19 protein-coding genes are annotated in these 20,395 nt (G+C 50.7%); 6 read left to right on the top strand and 13 right to left on the bottom strand.

Annotated features, from left to right (window positions below):
- The first annotated feature begins 62 nt into the window (after positions 1-62).
- A complete protein-coding gene (locus tag Q4491_RS02290; RefSeq protein ID WP_192017486.1) occupies positions 63-497 on the top strand; it encodes an META domain-containing protein in 435 nt (144 codons plus the stop codon).
- Between the two features lie 25 nt (positions 498-522).
- Here the strand turns inward: Q4491_RS02290 and Q4491_RS02285 are convergent, their stop codons facing one another.
- Entirely contained in the window at positions 523-2,202 is a 1,680-nt protein-coding gene (locus Q4491_RS02285) for a CHASE domain-containing protein (protein WP_237795987.1), read from the bottom strand.
- A gap of 213 nt (positions 2,203-2,415) precedes the next feature.
- On the opposite strand from Q4491_RS02285, the gene metR reads away from it, so the two are divergent.
- On the top strand, positions 2,416-3,327 hold the full coding sequence (metR, locus tag Q4491_RS02280) for an HTH-type transcriptional regulator MetR (RefSeq protein WP_192017488.1): 912 nt from the start codon (positions 2,416-2,418) through the stop codon (positions 3,325-3,327).
- A gap of 56 nt (positions 3,328-3,383) precedes the next feature.
- Here the strand turns inward: metR and Q4491_RS02275 are convergent, their stop codons facing one another.
- Together Q4491_RS02275 and Q4491_RS02270 are read right to left on the bottom strand one after the other, a co-directional pair.
- Entirely contained in the window at positions 3,384-3,572 is a 189-nt protein-coding gene (locus Q4491_RS02275; protein WP_027253265.1) for a DUF4250 domain-containing protein, read from the bottom strand.
- Between the two features lie 115 nt (positions 3,573-3,687).
- Complete coding sequence (locus Q4491_RS02270) at positions 3,688-4,311, bottom strand: hypothetical protein (RefSeq protein WP_303454027.1); 624 nt, start codon at positions 4,309-4,311, stop codon at positions 3,688-3,690.
- A gap of 280 nt (positions 4,312-4,591) precedes the next feature.
- Between Q4491_RS02270 and Q4491_RS02265 the strand changes: the two genes are divergently transcribed.
- Positions 4,592-5,800 carry a GGDEF domain-containing protein gene (locus Q4491_RS02265; RefSeq protein ID WP_192017490.1) on the top strand — a complete coding sequence of 403 codons (1,209 nt, stop codon included), beginning with the start codon at positions 4,592-4,594 and terminating at the stop codon, positions 5,798-5,800.
- Between the two features lie 22 nt (positions 5,801-5,822).
- On the opposite strand, the gene Q4491_RS02260 is transcribed toward Q4491_RS02265, so the two are convergent.
- Complete coding sequence (locus tag Q4491_RS02260; protein ID WP_192017491.1) at positions 5,823-7,025, bottom strand: MFS transporter; 1,203 nt, start codon at positions 7,023-7,025, stop codon at positions 5,823-5,825.
- A 112-nt stretch (positions 7,026-7,137) separates the two neighbouring features.
- On the opposite strand from Q4491_RS02260, the gene Q4491_RS02255 reads away from it, so the two are divergent.
- Entirely contained in the window at positions 7,138-8,031 is an 894-nt protein-coding gene (locus Q4491_RS02255) for a LysR family transcriptional regulator (protein WP_303454021.1), read from the top strand.
- Between the two features lie 280 nt (positions 8,032-8,311).
- The gene (locus tag Q4491_RS02250) at positions 8,312-9,502 is read left to right on the top strand and encodes an amino acid aminotransferase (protein ID WP_192017493.1); all 1,191 of its coding nucleotides are present in this window, start codon (positions 8,312-8,314) and stop codon (positions 9,500-9,502) included.
- 149 nt (positions 9,503-9,651) lie between these two features.
- Here Q4491_RS02250 and Q4491_RS02245 read toward each other — a convergent pair whose 3' ends face one another.
- Positions 9,652-9,957 carry a hypothetical protein gene (locus Q4491_RS02245; RefSeq protein ID WP_027253270.1) on the bottom strand — a complete coding sequence of 102 codons (306 nt, stop codon included), beginning with the start codon at positions 9,955-9,957 and terminating at the stop codon, positions 9,652-9,654.
- A 224-nt stretch (positions 9,958-10,181) separates the two neighbouring features.
- Positions 10,182-10,574, bottom strand: a complete 393-nt coding sequence (locus Q4491_RS02240; RefSeq protein ID WP_192017494.1) for a MarR family transcriptional regulator — start codon at positions 10,572-10,574, stop codon at positions 10,182-10,184.
- A 355-nt stretch (positions 10,575-10,929) separates the two neighbouring features.
- Here Q4491_RS02240 and Q4491_RS02235 point away from each other — a divergent pair, with 355 nt between their 5' ends.
- Positions 10,930-11,595: a DUF2982 domain-containing protein gene (locus tag Q4491_RS02235; RefSeq protein WP_237795992.1), complete on the top strand. Its 666-nt coding sequence runs from the start codon at positions 10,930-10,932 to the stop codon at positions 11,593-11,595.
- A 7-nt stretch (positions 11,596-11,602) separates the two neighbouring features.
- On the opposite strand, the gene Q4491_RS02230 is transcribed toward Q4491_RS02235, so the two are convergent.
- From Q4491_RS02230 to Q4491_RS02200, 7 genes are all read right to left on the bottom strand, one after another.
- Complete coding sequence (locus Q4491_RS02230; protein ID WP_192017495.1) at positions 11,603-12,256, bottom strand: MBL fold metallo-hydrolase; 654 nt, start codon at positions 12,254-12,256, stop codon at positions 11,603-11,605.
- A gap of 66 nt (positions 12,257-12,322) precedes the next feature.
- Positions 12,323-12,874, bottom strand: coding sequence for a YcbK family protein (locus tag Q4491_RS02225; RefSeq protein WP_027253274.1), 552 nt, complete (start codon positions 12,872-12,874; stop codon positions 12,323-12,325).
- A gap of 155 nt (positions 12,875-13,029) precedes the next feature.
- On the bottom strand, positions 13,030-14,817 hold the full coding sequence (locus Q4491_RS02220) for a murein L,D-transpeptidase (RefSeq protein ID WP_303454003.1): 1,788 nt from the start codon (positions 14,815-14,817) through the stop codon (positions 13,030-13,032).
- A 137-nt stretch (positions 14,818-14,954) separates the two neighbouring features.
- A complete protein-coding gene (locus Q4491_RS02215; protein ID WP_303454000.1) occupies positions 14,955-16,097 on the bottom strand; it encodes a DUF1513 domain-containing protein in 1,143 nt (380 codons plus the stop codon).
- Positions 16,078-17,088 (bottom strand): imelysin family protein, encoded by a 1,011-nt coding sequence (locus Q4491_RS02210; RefSeq protein ID WP_303453997.1) that lies wholly within the window; start codon positions 17,086-17,088, stop codon positions 16,078-16,080. The genes Q4491_RS02215 and Q4491_RS02210 overlap by 20 nt, the downstream gene beginning before the upstream one ends.
- Before the next feature lie 9 nt (positions 17,089-17,097).
- On the bottom strand, positions 17,098-18,534 hold the full coding sequence (locus Q4491_RS02205; protein WP_303453994.1) for a di-heme oxidoredictase family protein: 1,437 nt from the start codon (positions 18,532-18,534) through the stop codon (positions 17,098-17,100).
- Positions 18,535-18,639: 105 nt separating this feature from the next.
- Positions 18,640-19,893: an imelysin family protein gene (locus Q4491_RS02200; RefSeq protein WP_303453991.1), complete on the bottom strand. Its 1,254-nt coding sequence runs from the start codon at positions 19,891-19,893 to the stop codon at positions 18,640-18,642.
- Between the last annotated feature and the right edge of the window lie 502 nt (positions 19,894-20,395).

Below are 20,395 nucleotides of genomic sequence, written 5' to 3'. Positions count from 1 at the left end.
GTTTACGGAATTTTTTGTCTTACCGTCAGTCAAAAATCTTCGAATCCATTTGGGGAAATACAATGAAAAAACACCTGCTGACCGCCATGGGCACTGCCCTGCTGTTATCTGCCTGCGCCGGAACCGGTGGCAACACAACAGCTGGCTCTTCTGCTGATCTGACGCAATATGAATGGGAACTGTCAAAGATCGACAATCAGGCCGTCACCATCCCGAGTATGGGAGCCGTGCCGACCCTGGGGTTTGAAAATAACACAATGGCACATGGGCATTCCGGCTGTAACCGCTATTTCGGTTCTGCCGAAGTTAAAGACGGCCAGTTCCGGATTGAAAAAATGGGCATGACCATGATGGCCTGCCCGGATGATGCGATGAAACTGGAACGTGTGATGAGTGATACCTTAAGCCAGTGGAGCAAAGCCGAAGTCAAAGGAAATACGCTGACGCTCAGTAATAGTCAGCATACTCTGACTTTCACCGCCACTCAGCCAATGTAATTCGCCACCCTCCTGTCTGACAGCATCAACTGAGCGCGTTCTCAGTTGATGCTTGTGGCTGACGAACCTTTGCACTCACTTTGTTAAATCCTTCCTGCTGTGCCTGATACAGCAAAGCTTCTGTTTGATGGAACAGGGTTTCTGCTGTTAACCCCTGAATGTCGAAGACTGTCATCGCGCCCACAGACACCGTCAGATAGGGATTGGCACTCATTTCTGTATTGGCCAGATTCAAACGTTCAGCCGCAGTGCGCAGATGGCGGGCAACCACTTCACCATTGTTAGTATTCGGCAATACGGCGGCAAACCTGTCATCATCGAGCCGTGCCACCATGTCAGCGGGGCGTTTTAATGTTCTGCCCAGCTCGTTGGCCAGCCTCCTGAGGCCGGACTCATACATGTCCTGCGGACACTGGCTGACAAAGTGCGCGTAATCATCAATTTGGATCAACACCACCACCAGCGGGGATTGTTCCCGCCGTGCGACTCTGACCGCTTTATCCAGACTTTCTTCAAACGCTCGCTGATTAGCGATACCCGTCAGCGGGTCAATCAGGCTCATGCGTTCCAGCTTTTCGTTAACGGCCAGCAGTCTGTCATGTTGCTGATTCAGAGTATCCAGATATTGCTGGCCCCGTTGAAACACGAAGAAACTCACCAAGGCTGCGACAGCAAAAAATGCATTGACTCCCCAGAAGACCCACCAGGGTGTTAATGACTGATGCTGGCGAATATAGTCCTGCATAGGTGTGGCTTCAATCACCCAGCGGCGTCCGCCTTTGCTCAACACCTGATGAACATAGCGGTAATCAGGCGCATACTCGCGGGTGAGAACCTCCTGGGTCAGCCTTTTCTGGCTATAGTGGTAATGCTTTTGCTGGCTAACCGGGCCGGTATCCAACGTCGGCACCAGGCTGAATACCAATTTATTTGGCTGGGGTGCCAGGGTATCAATCAGTGTCAGTGCAAAAGGCTTGACCTGAGTTAAGCCGGGTGATGAGAGAAAAATCTGCGCGGGATTAAACACCCCTGCCACAAAGCCCAGCAAGCTGTCCTGCCGCTCTGCCTCTGACATAGGTTCAGGGAATTCGTACACAGGCAACAGGCTGAGGATGCCCTGTGCGGTGACATCATTGCGCTGAATCTGGAGCGGGACAGTCAGTTGCAATTGCCCGGTATCTCTGGCGCGCTGAACCGCTTCAAAACGCAGAGAGTGCGAGCCCATGTCGTAACCTATTACCGCCTCGTTTCCGGTGACAGGCTCGACGTAATAAACCGGATAGTAAACAGCTCGCTCGCTGGCCGCTACACGCTCTCCGGACGCGACCTGTTCGGTAATCACATATCCGGGCAGCCATTCATTGGCCCGTTGTTCTAAGCTGGCACGGTCTGCCTGTTCCACTTCGGGAATCCATTCCAGGGCAGTGATTGCCGGAAAACGGGTAAGAATTTTATCTGTCAGTGCCGCGAAACCCTTGGCATCCGGAATGCCGTTGGTGTCCAGATTAAGCTGCAGGGTATAAAGCGCTTCAAAGTGGCTGTTCATCGCCTGAATAAAGGCGTGTGAGGCTTCCGTGACATCCGATTCAAATTCCTGCTGAATACGGCGGGTTTCCAGATGAGAGAAGAAAAGCAGCATCACAATCGACAAGATCAACCCGGCAAACAAGAGTAAGCCAATAAATGTAAGACGTTGTCGCTTCATCAAGTTCCCTTAAACAATTTAGTTACACCGGGTTTCAATCCTATTTTCAGCCAGGCGTCATCTATTTGCCAGTTTGGTTTCAGATAACAGATACAAGATCACTATGCGACACTCATTACGCCCTAATGTAATCGATTATAGACGTCTGGATGTTTACACTTCTCTCGATAACCAGTACTCTGAACAGCAGTAATCTTCAGGGACTGAGTGAACATGATTGAAATTAAACACCTTCGCACATTAGCGGTACTGAGAGACACCGGTTCCCTGACAGCAACAGCCAACACCCTTTGCCTGACCCAGTCGGCGCTGTCTCACCAAATTAAGGATCTTGAGCAGCGGATTGGCGCACCACTGTTTTTACGCAAGACACGCCCGGTCAGATTCACCGCAGAAGGCGATATCCTGCTGAAACTGGCCGATGATTTAATGCCCCGTATCGCACGCGCCGAGCATGAACTTGCCAATTTAAAAGAAGACGCAAAAGGTCGGCTGCATATGGCAATTGAGTGCCATTCCTGCTTCCAGTGGCTGATGCCTGCGCTGAAGGAATACCAGATTAACTGGCCAACGGTGAGCCTGGATTTTTCATCCGGTTTTAGTTTCGAGCCTATCCCGGCTCTGGCTGCCGGGGAACTCGATCTGGTGATAACATCTGACATTAACCCGCGCTCGGAAGTGCACTATGAACCCCTGTTCGACTTTGAGATGCGCCTGGTAGTTTCGCCGCAGTCTCCCCTGGCCGAGTTGAGCACAATTAAACCGGCCGATCTTGCCAGCCAAACCATGCTGACCTACCCGGTACAAAAAAACCGCTTAGATGTGGTGAAACATTTTCTGCAGCCTGCGGGCATTGAACCTAAGATATGGAAGCAAGCCGATAATACCCTGATGCTGGTGCAAATGGTCTCGGCAGGCTTGGGAGTTGCTGCCCTGCCCAACTGGGCAATCCATGATTTTGCCCGCCAGGGATTAATCGCCAGCAAGCCACTGGGTAAAGGCTTGTGGCGAAGACTGTATGCGGCGATTCGCGCATCAGAAAAAGAGCGCCATTATCTTCAGGCCTTCTTTGCGACGGCCCGGCAGCAGTGCCAGACACACCTTGAGGGCATTAAAGCAGCCTGAGGCAAGTCTACAATAGACCTGAAAAAACAAAGGGCACCGAGACGGGTGCCCTTTATTCATTTAAATTGATTAGAAATGGGATCATAGCGGTAGCCGAGGGCCGCCATTTTTTGTCGCAATTGTTCCTGATCCAGCTCGTAACGGCTGGAAAGATCGTCAATCGTATCGCATTCCAGGCGCAATCTTTCGTTCACTATGCCCAGCACTATGTTAGCGTCCATGTTCAGCAAGTTACTGATTTCCACCTCTCCCTCCTCCGGCTACTGCCGTTAGAACATCAGACCCGGAGTCAAACAACTCCTCTTGTTGTTAGCATAGACGCTCTACCTATCATTCGACCAGTCAGAGCACTTCATTCAGTCAGAACACTGAAAGCTGGCATCCTGCTGAGGCAGACAGCAATATAAGCACACCGGACAATTGCCAGACTTTGACCGGTTTCGCCAACACAATATGGCCGACCCAAATCACCTGAGCAGCAATCAGTAATAACAATGCCGCACAAATCGCCAGTAACTGGCTTTCCACCTGTGCCTGAGGCACAGAGTAATAGAGCTGGCCTGAAAACAGCAACACACTCAGCATGGCACTCACCAGGCCTGCTGCGGGTAATACCCGGTGAAAAGCCTGCAACCGCGTTCGTGATTGAGTCAGCAACAGGTGCGCCAGGGCGGCGCCAAACATCACCACGGCAATCAGGCTCTGCACTTTTTCTGACCATGACAGCGAAGAGAGTGCCATCAGCCAGCTCAGCACTGCCATCGCGCACGAGGCATACAACAGCTTCAACGGCCCCTGATCCCGCGTCTTACCGGTTTTTACCTGGAAAGTGAACAAGCCTACACCCAGAAGCGGCAACAGTGCCACTGGCTGGTTGATGCATGCGATTAACCAACCCAGCAACAGTACAGGAAGCATCTTATGGACCCGGCCTCGCTGGCCCGGACAGATCTCTCCTTTCGTTAAAACGAGAGTGAGAATCATCTGTGCTCCCAACAGGGCAGAGACGAGTAAAGTGGTATAAGTCATATTCATGAAAGGCTACAGAAGAAAGAGAAAAACGCCCGAAATTATATCAGAACAGTACTAAAAACATCCATCGCTCAAATTTCCCGACAATTAACCTGGTTTCACATGTATTATATGAATCAAGATCACGGTTTTGGCGACCGTCTTGTAGAATAATTGTTCGATTATAAAAATAAAGGGCGTTTACCGTCTGTTTTTTCTCACAAAACAGATGTCAGATGAGCTGGAAGCAAAGATGATATCGACTTATAACCACTACCATAGGCTGTTGTGCCATGCGCTCAAGCTCTATATTCCGGATCTATGGAGTGCTAAAGCACACACCCAGAGCTTCCAGAATACGCGAAGCGGATACCTGCGCAGCCGAATTTCTCTGCTCTGCATTGTATGGGCAGTACTGATCATAGCATGGATACCTTTTGACTTTTTTTACCTCAATACAGGAGAAGATACCCGAATTGCCAGTGCCCGTTTACTTCTCGCGTTATTTTTAATGGGTATTGCCAAAGTCAACGAGACTCACACCACCTTGCGTCAGTCGCAATGGTGCATGGCACTCATGGTTCTGGGACTGAACCTCTTCTACACCTATTGCATCTGGGTATTGGGTTTTCCCGAAGTATACAGCGGTTTTGAATACGGCTATACGCTGTTGCCTATTTTGCATGTCGCCATTTTAACTATCCTGCCGATTACACTGAAGGAAAGCCTGTGCCTGCTGGCATTCACCGCTGTCACAGAAATCGCAGTCGATTTACAGACAGGCACGGTGCTGATGCCGGAAACACTGGCCAATTACTGGCTGCAGAACGTGCTGGCTATTGTCGTCATCTGGTCACAGTTATCCAAGCTTTACATGTTGATGCGTTTGTACCGCCAGGCAACCCTGGATCCGTTAACCGGGATATACAATCGCAGAATGTTACTGCAGCAAGCCCAGAAAGCCATGGAAAACTGTCAGGCCAAACGCCAGCCTTTTTCTCTGCTGCTGTTTGATATCGATCGTTTCAAACGCATCAATGATACCTGGGGCCATGGCGTTGGTGACAAAGTACTGCGCGGTTTTGCCGATCATCTGCAACTGGCATCGCGGAAAACCGATCTGTTCGGACGTTATGGCGGCGAAGAGTTCATTCTTTGCCTGCCCTGCTGCGATACCTTAACAGCGCAAAAAATTGCAGACCGGATGTTAGCCGATATCCGCTCACTGCAACTGCCAACCGATATAGAAGAAACACATGTGTCAATCACAGCCTGCATCGGCATTGCGACTTTTACCTCAGGCGACAGCCTGATGACCATGATAGACCGTGCCGACCGCGCATTGTACGAGTGCAAAGATGCCGGTCGCGACTGCTACCGGTTCCACCCGTATGGCTATCAGTACCGCGACAGACGCAAGCCGTTAGAACCCCTGGTCAGTGAAGCCAGCAGCGAGGTTTAACCCAGTCTGACCAGGGTATATGTTAAACAGCCACCGATGCCACTGGCTCGGTGGCCTGCTTTCTTCCCAGGCGCCAGCACAAGGCATACAGAGCCAAATACAGCACACTGCCGCCCACCAGCACGCCGTGCCAGTTCCAGTGTTGCCAGCAGGTGATCAGGTAAAACCCGCCCAGGCTGCCGCCGACATAATAGTGCACCAGGTAAAGGGCGGTGGCCGTGGCTTTTCCTGTCTTCGCTTTCTGGCTCACCCAGGCATACGCCAGAGAATGGGTAAAAAACGCACCGGAACTGATTAACAACAAACCGCTCAGCATGGCCGACACAGAGTCCAGCGCGGCTACCCACATCCCCAGCGCACTGATTGTCGTACCCAGTATCATGCCACTCACCGGTTTATACCTGATGCTCCAGCTGCCACTGAGTTTTGCGGTAAGCGTCCCGCTCAGATAACACAGAAATATCAGAGACGCCCAGCTGACCGGCAAGGAATAAGGCGGTGAGACCAGCCTGAAGCCCATCACAGAATACAGGTTCACAAACAAGGCAAAATTGATACCGCCAATCAGCATAGGGATCCACAATACCGGTTGCTGTAAATGCCGGATCACATGTTTTGTGTGATGCCTGAGCTGCCCGCGCTGAGGGGTAAAATGTTGCTGCTGCGGCAATAATCTGGCGACCACCAAAGCGCCAACCAAACTAAAAAGTGCCATACCCAGCACAGCCCCCTGCCAGCCCCAGGCGTCTGACGCAAAGCCGCCGAATAATCGCCCGGCAATGCCGCCCAGTGAGTTAGCGCTGATGTATCCGCCTACCGCCAGCGACAGGGCTTTAGGTGAAAACTCTTCAGCCATATAGGCCACTGCAACCGCTGCAAACCCTGCCAGCGAGGCGCCCATCAGTGCCCGGGCAAGACTCAGCATCAGCAAGCTCTCAGCCAATAGCATCAGTACGCCCACCACAGGCAGCAAGAACAGACTCAGCAACATCACCTTACGCCGTCCAATCATTTCGGAGCTGACAGCCCATGGCACCAGAGTTAGCGCCAGAGCCAGTGTACCTGCTGCCAACAACCAGTTAACTTTGGTGGCACTCACGGAAAAAGCCTCCGTCATTACAGGCAACAGTGGCTGGAAGAGATACAAATTACAAAACACCAGAAATGAACCAAGAGCCAGAGCAAAACTGGCCCGACGATAGGCAGAACTATGGATTTCTATCACAGACAGGCACCAGACGATGAAGAGTTGCTGAAACAGTAGCAATTTCCCTCTGATAGTGAAAATATATTAAAAATATCGACTCCATATCTTTTATTAATAGCCAGAGTAACCAATGGACATTCGCCAGCTCACTTATTTCATTGCCATTGCAGAGGCCGGCAGTTTCACGAAAGCCGCGGCAAAACTGCACATAGCCCAGCCGGCTTTAAGCATCGCAATAAAGAAATTCGAGCAACAGCTAGAGATGCCGTTGTTTCACCGCAGCGATCGCCAGATAGTGCTGACTCACGAAGGTGAAGTACTGATTCAGCATGCCCGCCTGATTTTGCAGCAGGTGGGTGATGCAAAGATCGCCATGGCGGAATTGAAGGGATTGCAAAAAGGCGAAGTCCGGCTGGGTGTACCCAGTATGCTGGGGTCGTATTTTTTTCCCGATATCCTGATGGGGTTTAAATCTCGCTACCCCAATCTCAAACTGACGCTGGTCGAAGCCGGTACCCAGTCGATCCGCTTGATGCTGCTTAACGGAGAGCTGGATTTAGGTGTGATCCGAAGTGCTGATCTCCCCGACAGCCTTGAAGCCGAGCCGTTACTCACGTCAGAAATGGTGGCTGTCGTCAGCCCGAACCACGAATTTGCCCGGCAGTCCTCGGTGTCGTTCGAACAGTTTTTCAGCCAGGAGCTGGTTATGTTCAAGCAAGGGTACTTTCATCGCGACTACATCGACCATGTCTGTCAGGCACATCAGCTCAAACAGCACATCGCGTTTGAAACAAACCTGTTGCCCATGATCCTGAGTATTATCAGACAGGAGTTTGCCATATCGGCCTTACTGGAAATGGTCACCCGCCACGAGCCCGGTTTAGCAGCCGTGCCTTTCGAACAGCCGGTACAGCTCAATCTGGCTATCGCCTGGCGAAAAAATGGCTACTTATCGATGGCTGATCGGGCATTCATGGAATTTATCAAAGAGCATCAACGCCATCGCCGATTGCATTCAGCGTGATCCGGCATTTCAGGATGGGTATATGAAAAATTGCAAATTCGCAATGTGATCAAGCTCACGTGAAAATTTCCAATAGATGATGTTTGTGTTTCATTTTCTTTTACAATGGATGTTTGCTTGGGAGCCTGATCGCACCGGAATGTCAAAAGCCAGACCGGATTTCTGTCTGCCAGATCCTTGAAGGACTGCAGAATTTCGATCAGAGTCACATGGCCATTGAAAAATTATGGTCTTTCCAGGCACGTCGACCGTATCACTGACTAGCATGGATGATTCACGAATGTTTGAAAAAATCGTTGCCGCACCAGCTGACCCTATCCTGGGACTGACTGAAGAATTCAAAAATGACACTCGCGCTGAGAAAATTAATCTTGGCGTTGGCATCTACAAAGATGAATCGGGTAATACCCCGGTTCTGGCGACAGTGAAAAAAGCTGAAGCTATCCTGCTGGAAAAAGAAACCACCAAATCTTATCTGAGTATTCCCGGTACAGCAGAATACGGTCTGGCTGTTCAGGAACTGCTGTTTGGCAAAGGTGCCGCCATTATTACTGACAAACGTGCTCAAACGGCTCAAGCGCCGGGTGGTACGGGTGCACTGCGCGTAGCGGCAGAATTCATTAAACGCCAGCTGGGCGATGTGACCGTTTGGATCAGCAACCCAACCTGGGCAAACCATTTTGGTGTCTTTGGCGCTGCTGGCCTGCAGACAGAACAATATGCTTACTACAATGCCGAAACCAAGAGCATGGATTTCGATGCTTTGCTGAGTTCTCTGGCAAATGCTAAAGCAGGTGATGTGGTATTGCTGCACGGTTGCTGCCATAACCCTACCGGTATCGACCCGGATGCCGATCAATGGCTGGCTTTAGCAAAATTCTGTGCAGAGAAAAACCTGCTGCCAATGTTCGACTTTGCTTATCAGGGCTTTGCCAAAGGCGTTGAAGAAGATGCAACCGGTTTGCGTATTTTTACTGAACACAACAGTGAACTGCTGATCGCCAGCTCTTTCTCCAAGAACTTTGGCCTGTACAACGAGCGTGTGGGCGCCTTCACTCTGGTGGCTAAAACCGCTGAAGTGGCCAGCACGTCATTCAGCCAGGTTAAAAGCATTGCCCGTGTGATCTACTCTAACCCACCGGCTCACGGCGCAGCGATTGTGACTGAAATTCTGAACAATGCCGAATTGCGTGCAGAGTGGGAACAGGAAGTCGCAGACATGCGTGACCGCATTCAGGAAATGCGTACCCTGTTTGTTCAGACACTGAAAGATTTGGGTGTAGACGCCGACTTCAGCTTTATTGAGCGCCAGAACGGCATGTTCTCATTCTCTGGCTTGAATAAAGATCAGGTGACACGCCTGAAAGAAGAATTTGCTATTTATATCGTAGGCTCTGGCCGTATCAGCGTGGCGGGTATGACCAAAGATAACATGCAGCCTCTGTGCAATGGCATTGCCGCTGTCCTGTAACTTTCAGGCTCAGTAACCTGCACAGAAGGGGGCGCTCACAGGGCGCCCCCTTCTTTTGACTGTCTTTTGGCTTTCTGTTTAATGCTCTGGTGCATTTTGCTGTATTTGTTATTCACTGTACTTTCGGTGCACTGTCTGCCTGCTTCACATCAACCGGATTTATCCAGCGGTAGCACATTACAAAACAGCTCACGCTCATATTGTCGTTCCAGCTGGTCTCGCCACGACTTCTTGGAAATATGGACCAGATAAAAATTTTCCCGTGATGTATCTGTTACGAATGCCATATCAAACTGCATTAACTCGTAATGAATATCATGCACAAATCCCAGCGAGAAACTTTGCCGGCCAGTCAGCTGATTAATGTCCTCCCGGGTTAAACACACACCCTGTTCATCCTCAGCAAAACGGTTACGTAACCATTCGGAAAACTCTCGAGCACTGATCATTGTCATATTACCTCATCTGTGAGTGCCTACATCCGTGAATAATCCGATCCTCTTAAATAGGTATAGCAGAATAAGACTAGTTCGTCAGACCGAAACGAAATTGCGCAATAAAATCAGCCATGAATGGTCGGCTGTAAGAAATGCTGATTACGAGGAAAAAAGGAGATAAATGATTGAAAAAGGCAAGAAAGGTAACCCGCTCCTGATAATTCAGGAACGGGGAAGGACAATTATAGCGCTTTATATACGACTTTATTGCCAGCAAGCTGAATTCGCTCAACAAGCCCTTCTTCAACCAGTTTTTTCAGTGCCCCCGTTGCCCAGGAAGCGGCTTTGCTGTCTTCCTGGCCGGCTTCAAGGCCGATACTTTTCGGGTTAATACCTTCTGCATTGTTTGCCACTATGCCCAGCACCTGCTGCTGCTTAGGTGTCAACGATACAGTAACCGCGACTTTACCCGCTGGTGCTTCTGTTTTTTTCACATCAACCTGAGGCTTTGCTGCCGCTACCGGGGCTGCCTGCTTCACCGCTGCTTTGGTGACAGGTTTTTGAGTCACTGCCGTGGCCGCTTTGATGCGTTTTTGCAGTTTAAGCTGTACTTTACGTTTGTGAGAGATTCTCATTAACTTCCTACTCCGTTGTACTACTTTCAGTCGCCAGTTTGGATGCCCAGCGGGAAAAAAAGTAGCGCGAGTTATATCAAGGATGTCAGAGGAATGCCAGCAAACGGCTATTTTAAGCACAATAAAAGCCATATTTTGCGTATTTTAAGCGACAAGATCTCATTTTTATCTTTTTCAAGTTCATGCAATTAATGGAATAAATACCGACTTTCATGCAAACTAGCCCTTACGCATTGCATAAACAGTCGTCAGTGATTTGACACCCATATCGCTAGCCACAACCTGTGAGTAATATCTCTGGACAATTTGCCATACTTTATAAAGATGACATCTTCATGCTCTCTCTGGAGTTAATTTGAATAGCGTATATATTCAGTCGCCGCATCCCAAACCCGGTGCTTATCTGATCTGGCTGAGCCTGCTGGCTATACTCGTGCTCGGGCTGACCGTCTTTACCTTTCCCGACATAAACGGCGTGGCCGTCGCGCTGTTATTGCTCGCCATGATGACCTTGTTACTCATAGGGGTGAAACTCAACCGACAGTCACCGATTACTTTCACCCTCACTTTCATGCACCTTCAGTACCACAGTCCGCACGGCGGCTGGCTGACCCGGTGGCAAAATGTCGCGGATATAGGACGCGCGTCTGTCAGCACTCAGGGCTGGCACAAGCCCTTGCCCTGGATTGGCATCAGACTCAAACATTACGATGAGTTCCTGGACAGCATCTGCCCCCGTATTGCCAGCCAGATATTAATGGAACAGCGCGGTTTGATGATCATGGCGTACAAGCGTGCAGACAACCCGCCTCATGAAATAGAAGATATGTTATTTGATGACAAACACTATGTGGGGGAAAACGGTAAAATAAACAAGGGGTTGTTGGCTATGCTGGCAAATCGCATGCGCTACAACAGAGAACTGATGGGGTATGATTTTTTTATTTCAGAAGATCTGCTCGACAGGCCAGCCGATGACTTTATCGGTCTGGCTCGTCGTTTTCTGGCTCAGTCCAGGTAACAATCAATTACCAGAGCGGCATAGCATCAGCCACGTGCGGGTTACTGGCACGCTCTTCACCAAAAGTCGACATTGGACCGTGGCCGGGAATAAAACGCGTGTCATTACCCAGTGGCCATAGCTTGGTTTTGATCGACGCAATCAATGTGCCATGGTCACCACGCGGAAAATCGGTTCGGCCGATACTGCCGTTAAACAGCACATCGCCCACAGCCGCCAGTCCGGCTTCTTCACTGTGCAGAACAACATGTCCCGGCGTATGGCCCGGTGTATGATACACAGCCAGACTCTGCTCACCAAAGTGGATACAGTCTCCCTCATCGAGCCAGCGGTCAGGCTGAAACGAGGTCACGGGAGGAAAGCCAAACATCTGGCACTGCTGTTGCAGCGAATCCAGCCAGAACGCATCGTCTTGGTGCGGTCCCCATACAGGCACCTCAAGCTGGGACGATAAAGGTGCTGTGCCGCCGACATGATCCAGGTGACCATGCGTCAGAACGATTTTCACCACCCTGATGCCTAATGACGTAATACGGGCCGTGATACGTTCAATATCCCCGCCGGGATCGACAACCACACCTTCCAGTGTTTTATCACACCACAGAATTGAGCAATTCTGCTGAAACGGGGTCACTGGCACGATTTCAAACTGCAGACTCATACACTTGTCCTAACTGTTGCAAAACCGCGCCAGCATACCACACCCCTGCTCTTCTGCGTACTGTGCTTACCAGCGACGCACAGGACCTGTATCAATATGCACAAACCCGCTGCGAGGATAATAACCAACACCACCCAATTTCAGATCCAGTGCTGCACTGCGGACACGAGACAAAGAAATACCTTCCAGATTAAAATCAATGGCTTGACCTGTCATATGGTAGCTTTTCTTTGCCACTCCTTTGGTGGAGCCACGCAGCATTTGATTGGTTTTGGGCGAACGGTAGCCAGATATGATGCGAACCTGACCTTTATGGCTCAGTTCTTCACGGATCTGGGAAATCGCATCGAACAGGCGTCGGTCCATTGGCGCAACTTCATTCTGACGGAAGTCACGGCAAATATGGTTCATGCGCTTTAACTCTTTGTCCAGATAGAACTTCCCATCAAAGTAACGTGTTTCCAATTCTTCTTTTGTATGAATGTTACATAGGTACAGCTCTCGGGCACTTTTCGCGGTATATGGACTCGCAATCGCCATTTTTGGCAACATAAAGGCGCCTAATGTCAGCCCGCTCGCGATCAGGAGCTGACGACGCTTATTATCTACTTCTGACATCCTGAAAAACTCAACTGTAAAACACAAAAAACAAGCGCAAAAGCCTGTAAACGACTGCACGATAGCCGTGTGTTTTCGATGAGTCAACGCACAAATGTCAAAAAACAGACATCAAAAAAGCCATTAAATTGACTAACTATTGACGTATAAGGAATTTAATTTTTGTAAATTGATGCAAATTTTTCAGAGTCTGGTGAATTTTTATCCTGCTCATCGTATTGGTACACATCATTGCGATAGTTCACCAGCCCCTGTTCGTCAATCCACGCAGTCTGATAAATCAGGAACACTTGAATTTTCTGTTTCACGCCGACGGTTCTGGTCGAGCTTCGCCCGGCCAACTGATCAAAGCGCTGCTCTGATACACCTGCATAGCTTAACAAGACTTTCGCCATCTCATCCGCGCCCTGAACACGGATACAGCCGGAGCTAAACGCTCTGAAATCTTTATTGAACAGACTTTTTGACGGCGTATCGTGAAGATAAATAGCCTGATTATTCGGGATAGTGAACTTAAAACGTCCCAGTGCATTATGCGCACCTGGTTTTTGCCGTAACCGGTACGGAAAGTTCTTCGCCGTCACATAGCGCCAGTTGATAGAGCTGATGGGAATTTTTTCATTACTGTTCCAACCGCGGAGTACGTCGTAATGATGGCGGTACAAGTAGCCGCTGTCGTACCGGGCTTTAGGCAGAATGTCTTTTCTCATGATAGAGTTAGGGACATTCCAGTACGGATTAAACACCACAGCGGACAGGTTCGAGATCATGACAGGCGTTGGCCGTTTGGGTTGCCCGACTATGACTCTGGCATCAAACACCATGCGGTTATCCAGCCACAGATTCAGCGCAAAATCGGGAATATTCACAACCAGCCTGGACGGAAAATCTGACGTCCACACCCGGCTGCGCTGGGCATTTAATGCCAGCAGGCGAATACGCTCCTGAGGCGTCACCGCTAGCCAGGCACGGGTTTGCGGGCCAATTGCACCGTCCACTTTTAATCCATGCCGTTGCTGGAAGTGCTTCACCGCTTCTGCCAGATCGATATTGTAGTGTTTCTTGCCCGCGGTTCTGAGCTGCTCTGCCTGGTAGTCAGTTAAGTCACCCAAACGTTCCAGCATGGTGATTAAGATATCCGGCTCTCTCAGCCAGGCGCCCAGGCGGATAATGCCGGGCTGACTGAACACTGGCCAGGGCTTCTCCGCAATGGTTTCCATTCGGTTGATGGCCTGCAGAAACTGGTTGTAGTGGCGTCCGGTAGGTTTGAGCGACGCCACGAAAACATTGAGCTGATCTCGTTCCAGCACTGCCATCAGCTCAGCCAGACTTTCATCCGAAGGCGCAGGCATGCGCGTGGGCACTTCCTCGCTAAACAGCCACTGCGTGCGGTTATCAATGACATTTTCAATGAAACTGAGGTATGCCAGTAAGGTGTCTGTCGCGAGCAGATCATACTGACGCCAATCCTGACTTTGCTTCAGCCGTTTGAGCTGCTTCAGACGATAGTTAAAATCCGGGCTGGTTTCCGCGAGTGTCAGCACCCATAACTGCTGCTCAAAATCAGTCACAGTGAAGCTGTCTTGCCAGAGAGGCACATAACCTAACCCGTGATACAGCTGAGCAAGTTGCTGTTTATATCGCAATCCCGGTAACTGAGCAGACACTTCATCGACCCAGGCCAATGACTTTTGCCGGATAAGCGCTAATTCGTCCGCGTGTTTCTGAGCCTGAATCTGCTCCGGGGTTGGCGCAATGGCCGCCGCCTCGGCCGCAGGAGCCGGTTCAGCCATGGCACTTGTTTCAGCTTCTGGTGCAACAGGCGCGTCGATGGTTACACTGATCTCTGACTCAGGATCTGTGTTTGACGCATCCTGTGCATGCAGAGTATATGAAACACTGCTGACTACCAGAAGAAGCCCGATACGACCTAGCCTAGTCATGTGCGCTCTCCGCTACCATCACTATCATTATGGCAAAGCGAAGCGATTATCGCTTGAAATCAAACGATAACTCGATGCTTTCCCTGTTTATAGTTATAAAGGTAGTGAGATATTCGAAAGCCCGTTGTTTCAAAGTTTCAACTGAACAGCAATTTCCAGTGGTTGTCCCACATCACTGCAGATTGAGCGATCCGGCCCGGACGTAGCGGCGTGCGGGTCAGAATTTTTCCCGCCCCTGAGCCAACCAGCCACTGCCCCTGGCTGACTGCCACCCCTGACGCATCCGTCAAAGGCTGTAGATCCACCAGCTCGCCAGTCTCTTCACGCCAGATGCCATAGCAGTTGCCTCGTGGTGAGGTTGCCAGCAGATAACCGTCCAGGCTGGCAATACTGGCAATATAATGGTTAAACCGCATCCAGTCCTCTTCATCCGCCTGCAGCGGGCGAAGCGCGCCGCCACGTGTATGCAGATGAACAAGCGGCGCGGCCTGCTCTGGCAGTCCCCGATATTGCTGACCGCAGGCGATGTCTCCGGTATCTGTCACGGCAAGGTGCCGGATACTCAGCCGTTTATCTGACAGCACGGCTTTATCGACAACTTTCCCGCTCTGAATATCGAGATACACTAATGCAGGTTGCATGGTCTCCAGGTTCAGCGGTTCCCGGCCGAGGGTATGTACGCCCCCGACACCAACCGCCAAAGTTTCCGGATCGGCCAGCACCACTTCATGAGGACCAATACCAAACCCTGTGTATTCAGCCACTTTTTGCAGTCCGGCTGTCGTATCATAAACGCCAATCACGCCTTCACTGGTTGTGCTCATCCCTTCGGTTGCGTACAGGTAACGGCCGTCAGCGGAAAATGCGCCATGACCATAGTAGTGGCGGTTCTGATCCGCACGGCGAAGCGGCTGTTTCTCTCCCGTTGCCAGGTAAAAAGCCTGCATATAAGCACCCGGACGACGAGCAAACGCCACCGCCAGTGCTCCGCCAGGCTGAATCGCCACACCGTGTCCGCGCTCAGGCAGAGCTATCTGGTGTATGGGCCGACCGTGCGAGTCTGCCACAACAACCGCATAACGGCCGTCAGCGGTTCTGCTGCAGCCGATGATGCGATCCCCGGTTGCTGTGCCGGTTGACTGTCCCTTGGTAAGTTGCTCCTTGGCGAGCTCCGCTGAAGCACAGGCAGACAGCATCCCGGCAGCCGGAAGCAAAATAGCGGTGCCCAGCGCCTTTTTCAGCAGTGCCCGCCTTGTTAAATCAGTCACCATCGGTTGCATTAAATCCTACGACAATGCCCAAAGCAGGCGATACCTCATCATGGAGTGCGAAACGAAGGTACTCCATGCCGTTAAAAATGCTGATGAGTTCGCGATACCCATCGCGTGTTTTCAGTAACTCGCCCATACTGGCACTTTGCGGCCAGCCAGCGATCAGGCTGTTAAACTGCCCGGCAATACGATCAGCCAGTGCAGCTTCTCCCTGCGCCCGCAATAAAGCATCCAGCCCTTTCCCATCCGCCAGGTACAGCGACTGCATTGCCTGTACATTGGCTTTCAGATTGTTCATGGATGTTTGAGAGCGCCAGGACTCCGCCTGATAAGGACGCGGTTGGCCCGGCTTGCCCATAGGTAATGTCAGCTTCTTCAGGGCAAAATCCAGCTGATTGGTCAGGGCGCCAACGTATTCGCCCAGTGCCAGCTGCGGTGTCATTGCCTGCCAGGGATTGGCTTTCCAGGCCTCAGCCAGTGCTTCCCCACTGTCTATCAGGCGCTGGCTGACTGCCGTTGCCAGCGCACAGCCGTTAGGCTGGCTTAACTTATCAGGGTTGGCATACAGTAACCACTCCATCGCCCCCAGCCCCTGTACGGCCACGCTTTGTTCAGCCAGCAATTCGGCTGTCCATTTTGTGTCCTGCGCCAACAGCTGCTCCATTTTTCGACCCGTAATGTCTTTCTTGTCCGGCCAGAACTGGATCTGCCAGGCTAAAGCCAGTGCTTGTTCACTGCCTTTCTCCCGGCCTTGAAATACCATCCAGTCTTGCATCAACACCTGCCAGGCTGATCGACTGGCCGCCAGCGTTTTTTCTGTTTGTGCCTGACACACTTCACCGACAGCGCTTCCCAACACGCGGGCAGCGTCGGAAAAGGCGTCTGCCGCTTTAATATGTTGCTGATGAATTACCGCACTGCTGATTTCTTGGTTATCGTTGCAAGCGGTCAGTCCGGCCAGTGCAGAGATAAGGCTCAGTGCAACTATCGTTCTTCTCATTTCATGTCCTTACAGTGATTGCAGGAAAGCGATTAACGCTTCCCGATCCTGTTTACCCAGCTGGAGCACCTGATCGCGGCTGGCCTGCGCTTCACCGCCATGCCAGAGCACAGCTTCCATCAGGTTGCGGGCCCGGCCGTCATGCAGGAAATACGTATGACCATTCACTTCTTCGCTATAGCCAATCCCCCACAGCGGTGCGGTTCGCCATTCCCGGCCGTTGGCCAGAAACTCACCACGGCCATCCGCCAAGCCTTCTCCCATGTCATGCAACAGCAAATCGGTATAAGGGTGAATGGTCTGCTCCGACAAAGCCGGTAAACTGTCAACTTTGGCTGTCTGTAGCTTGCTCTGGTGGCAAGATCCGCACCCTGCTTCAGCAAATAAGCGCTCACCGCGTTTTACTTGCGGATCATCCAGATTGCGGCGCACAGGCACAGCCAGATGACGGGAATAGAATTCAACAAAATTCATGATCTTATCGCTGACTTCGGGGGAGCCGCCATTGGGCAGTGTTTGACATACGTCCTGACCGCTGGTGCAGTTTTCAACCGGAAACAAACGACTCGTCAGGCCAAGATCGCCGTTAAACGCGCCGGCGTTTTGCTGCATCAGTGTCGGCTGGCCCGCTTTCCAGCCAAATCGCCCGGCTACGGTTTGCTGTTTTTCCACATCCCATACCCGGTTCAGCCTGCCGGAAATCCCTTTGTTTTCCAGTAGTTGTGCTGCCGCGAGGGATTCCAGGGTCTGTTCGGAGATCTGCTCCAGCAACCCCAGGCCAATCATGGGCGGTGCGATACGCGCCGACATCATGATGTCCGGATGCAGGTCGCCATAATTCAGTTGCGTGATCGCCAGCGTCGGTTTGCGCAATGTGACGATGTCGCCATCCGAAAAAGTAACCGGCACCTCACTGTACGTCACTGTGATCTGGCCTTCGGGCTTGGCGTCAGGCAGTGCAAAATCCTGCAGTTGACCGCCATAGACAGGATCTGGAATCACACCATCCAGAATCAGGGTTTTCTTTTGTTCCGGTGTCAGGGCCGGGATGCTTAACCGCACCAGCATAGACACAGCATTGGTATCCCCTTCTTCCGGCGGATGCCCCCGGCCATCTTTGATGTGGCAATTCTGGCAACCATTGGTGTTGAACAAGGGCCCCAGCCCGTCGCGGGCATCTGTGGTCGCGGGGGCCTGTACCCAAGGGTTACGGAAAAAACTGTTGCCGACACTAAAATCCAGACGGTGAACCAAAGGCAGGTTCGCCGCAGGCATGGAGAAAGCATTGGCACCGGTTTTAGTGACACTGGTCGCCCCACCGGATTTCAGTAAAGAAAGATCAGCCGTAGCCGCGGTTTCACTGCTTTGCTGGGCCACGGCAGGAAAAGCGATCGCTAACGGCAGAAAACATACCGCTATTCTGGCTGCAAAAGGCTTGAACTTCATGCTTGTACACGCTCACATTCTAAAGGCTTCAAATAACCCGTTATGACGGCAAAAGGGCTCAGATGAGCCCTTGTTTTTGTTTTTATTGATTCATGCCATCACAGTTTAAAACTGATGGTCAGCGGTATCCGGATTCAGGTTTGTGACACCCAGAATACTGGCCGCGCGCTCGATTTCCGCCGTTTGTTTCACCAGCGACATGATGGCGTCATTAACCAGCTTGTTACCCGCTTTATTACCCGCCGCAATCAACTGATCAAAATGCTGATTATTCTTCTCTGCAGACTCAACCAGGCTATAAACCTGCGAGCGAGCATTGTCGAACTCAGTATGAATCGCTTTGGCTGCTTGCTGATCTTTCTCAGCCACCAGATCGTGGATACTCGGCCCTGTCACTGTGCTGCCATCAACACGCTTGTAAGTACCGGTATAAACGTTATAAATACCCTGCTCATTGTAGAAGTGTGAGTTATGGGTGTTGTCTGAGAAACAGTCATGCTCATCTTCGGTCGAGTTGGCTTCCAGCGCCACTTTCATACGCTCACCGGCCAGTTCACCCAGCGACAGTGATCCCATCCCGAACAGCATTTTCCGCAAGCCGTTATCCGCTGAATCCGCCAGCAACTCGCTGCGGTAATTGCCTTTCTCGGTGACAGACCATTGCTTAGCCATCCAGTCCAGATCTGTCAGCAGCAGCTCAGATGTCGCTTTCAGGTAAGCACGGCGGCGATCACAATGGCCGTTAGTACAAGCTTCACCATTTGCAAAATCGGTATAGGCACGCTCACCGGCACCAGCAGAGGTACCATTCAAATCCTGGCCCCACAGCAAAAACTCAATAGCATGATAACCGGTGGCGACGTTAGCTTCTGAACCACCGACTTCATTCATATCCGCCAGTAACTCAGGAGTAATTTGCACCGCATTGATCGTTGCATTACCCACCTGAATCGTTTCATTTGCAATGATATTAGCGGTGGCACCATCATTACCAAGCTCATAGTGGTAACCCTGAGCAACATAATCGATCAGACCTTCATCCAAAGGCCAGGCATTCAACTGACCTTCCCAGTCGTCTACAACTGTGTTACCAAAACGAAACACTTCCGATTGCTGATAAGGGATACGAGCCAGCTTCCAGGCCTCTCTGGCTTCAGCCAGCGTCTTTTCAGAAGGAGCAGCAATCAAAGCATCAATGGCTTTGTCCAGATTTTGTGCCGTTGTCCGGGCATCACTGAAAACATTAAAAGCAATATCTGCGTAGTGGCTGACCACATCTTGCTTAGAAACAGCAGCATGCGCTGAAGCGGAGGCCACGACAGAAGCAGCCAGCAGAGAAAGGGTAAAAGTCTTCTTCATCTTGGGCGTATCGTCCTTGGTGAAATTAAAAATAATGAGGCTTATATTGAGAATTATTATTATTCACGAAAACAACAATAACAAGTAACAAGTAGAAACAATTTGAAAAACAGTGACCAAAATCCGTACAAACAAAAAAATACGACACGCAGTGGTCAAGGTTTAGCCATTTTCATTAGTGTGCCTCAGAATAGTCCACCGCTCCTTATCGAGATTTCGGTGTGGGTCCGATAACTATTCCACTAATCTACAATAGAAATTATCAGCAGGAATCGACAGCTAATCTGTTTATCAGGAATTACCTGAGTTGTTCGTCGCTGCTTCCTGATGTCAGAAGCCGATAAATCGAGCAAATCATGGTTTTTACAGCATTTTTGATAGCTGGCTTATTAATTGGCGTGCTAGAATTTTGGCTTTACTGAAGGTCTGGCTGAAAAAGATAAACCATCACGTCAGCTAACTACTCAGACAACCTGAATCAATAAGTGCTTTTGCCGTTTCT

The organism is Photobacterium sp. 2_MG-2023 (genome assembly GCF_030547675.1).
GTDB lineage: Bacteria > Pseudomonadota > Gammaproteobacteria > Enterobacterales > Vibrionaceae > Photobacterium > Photobacterium arenosum.
This window is presented reverse-complemented; position numbering and strand designations above follow the sequence as displayed.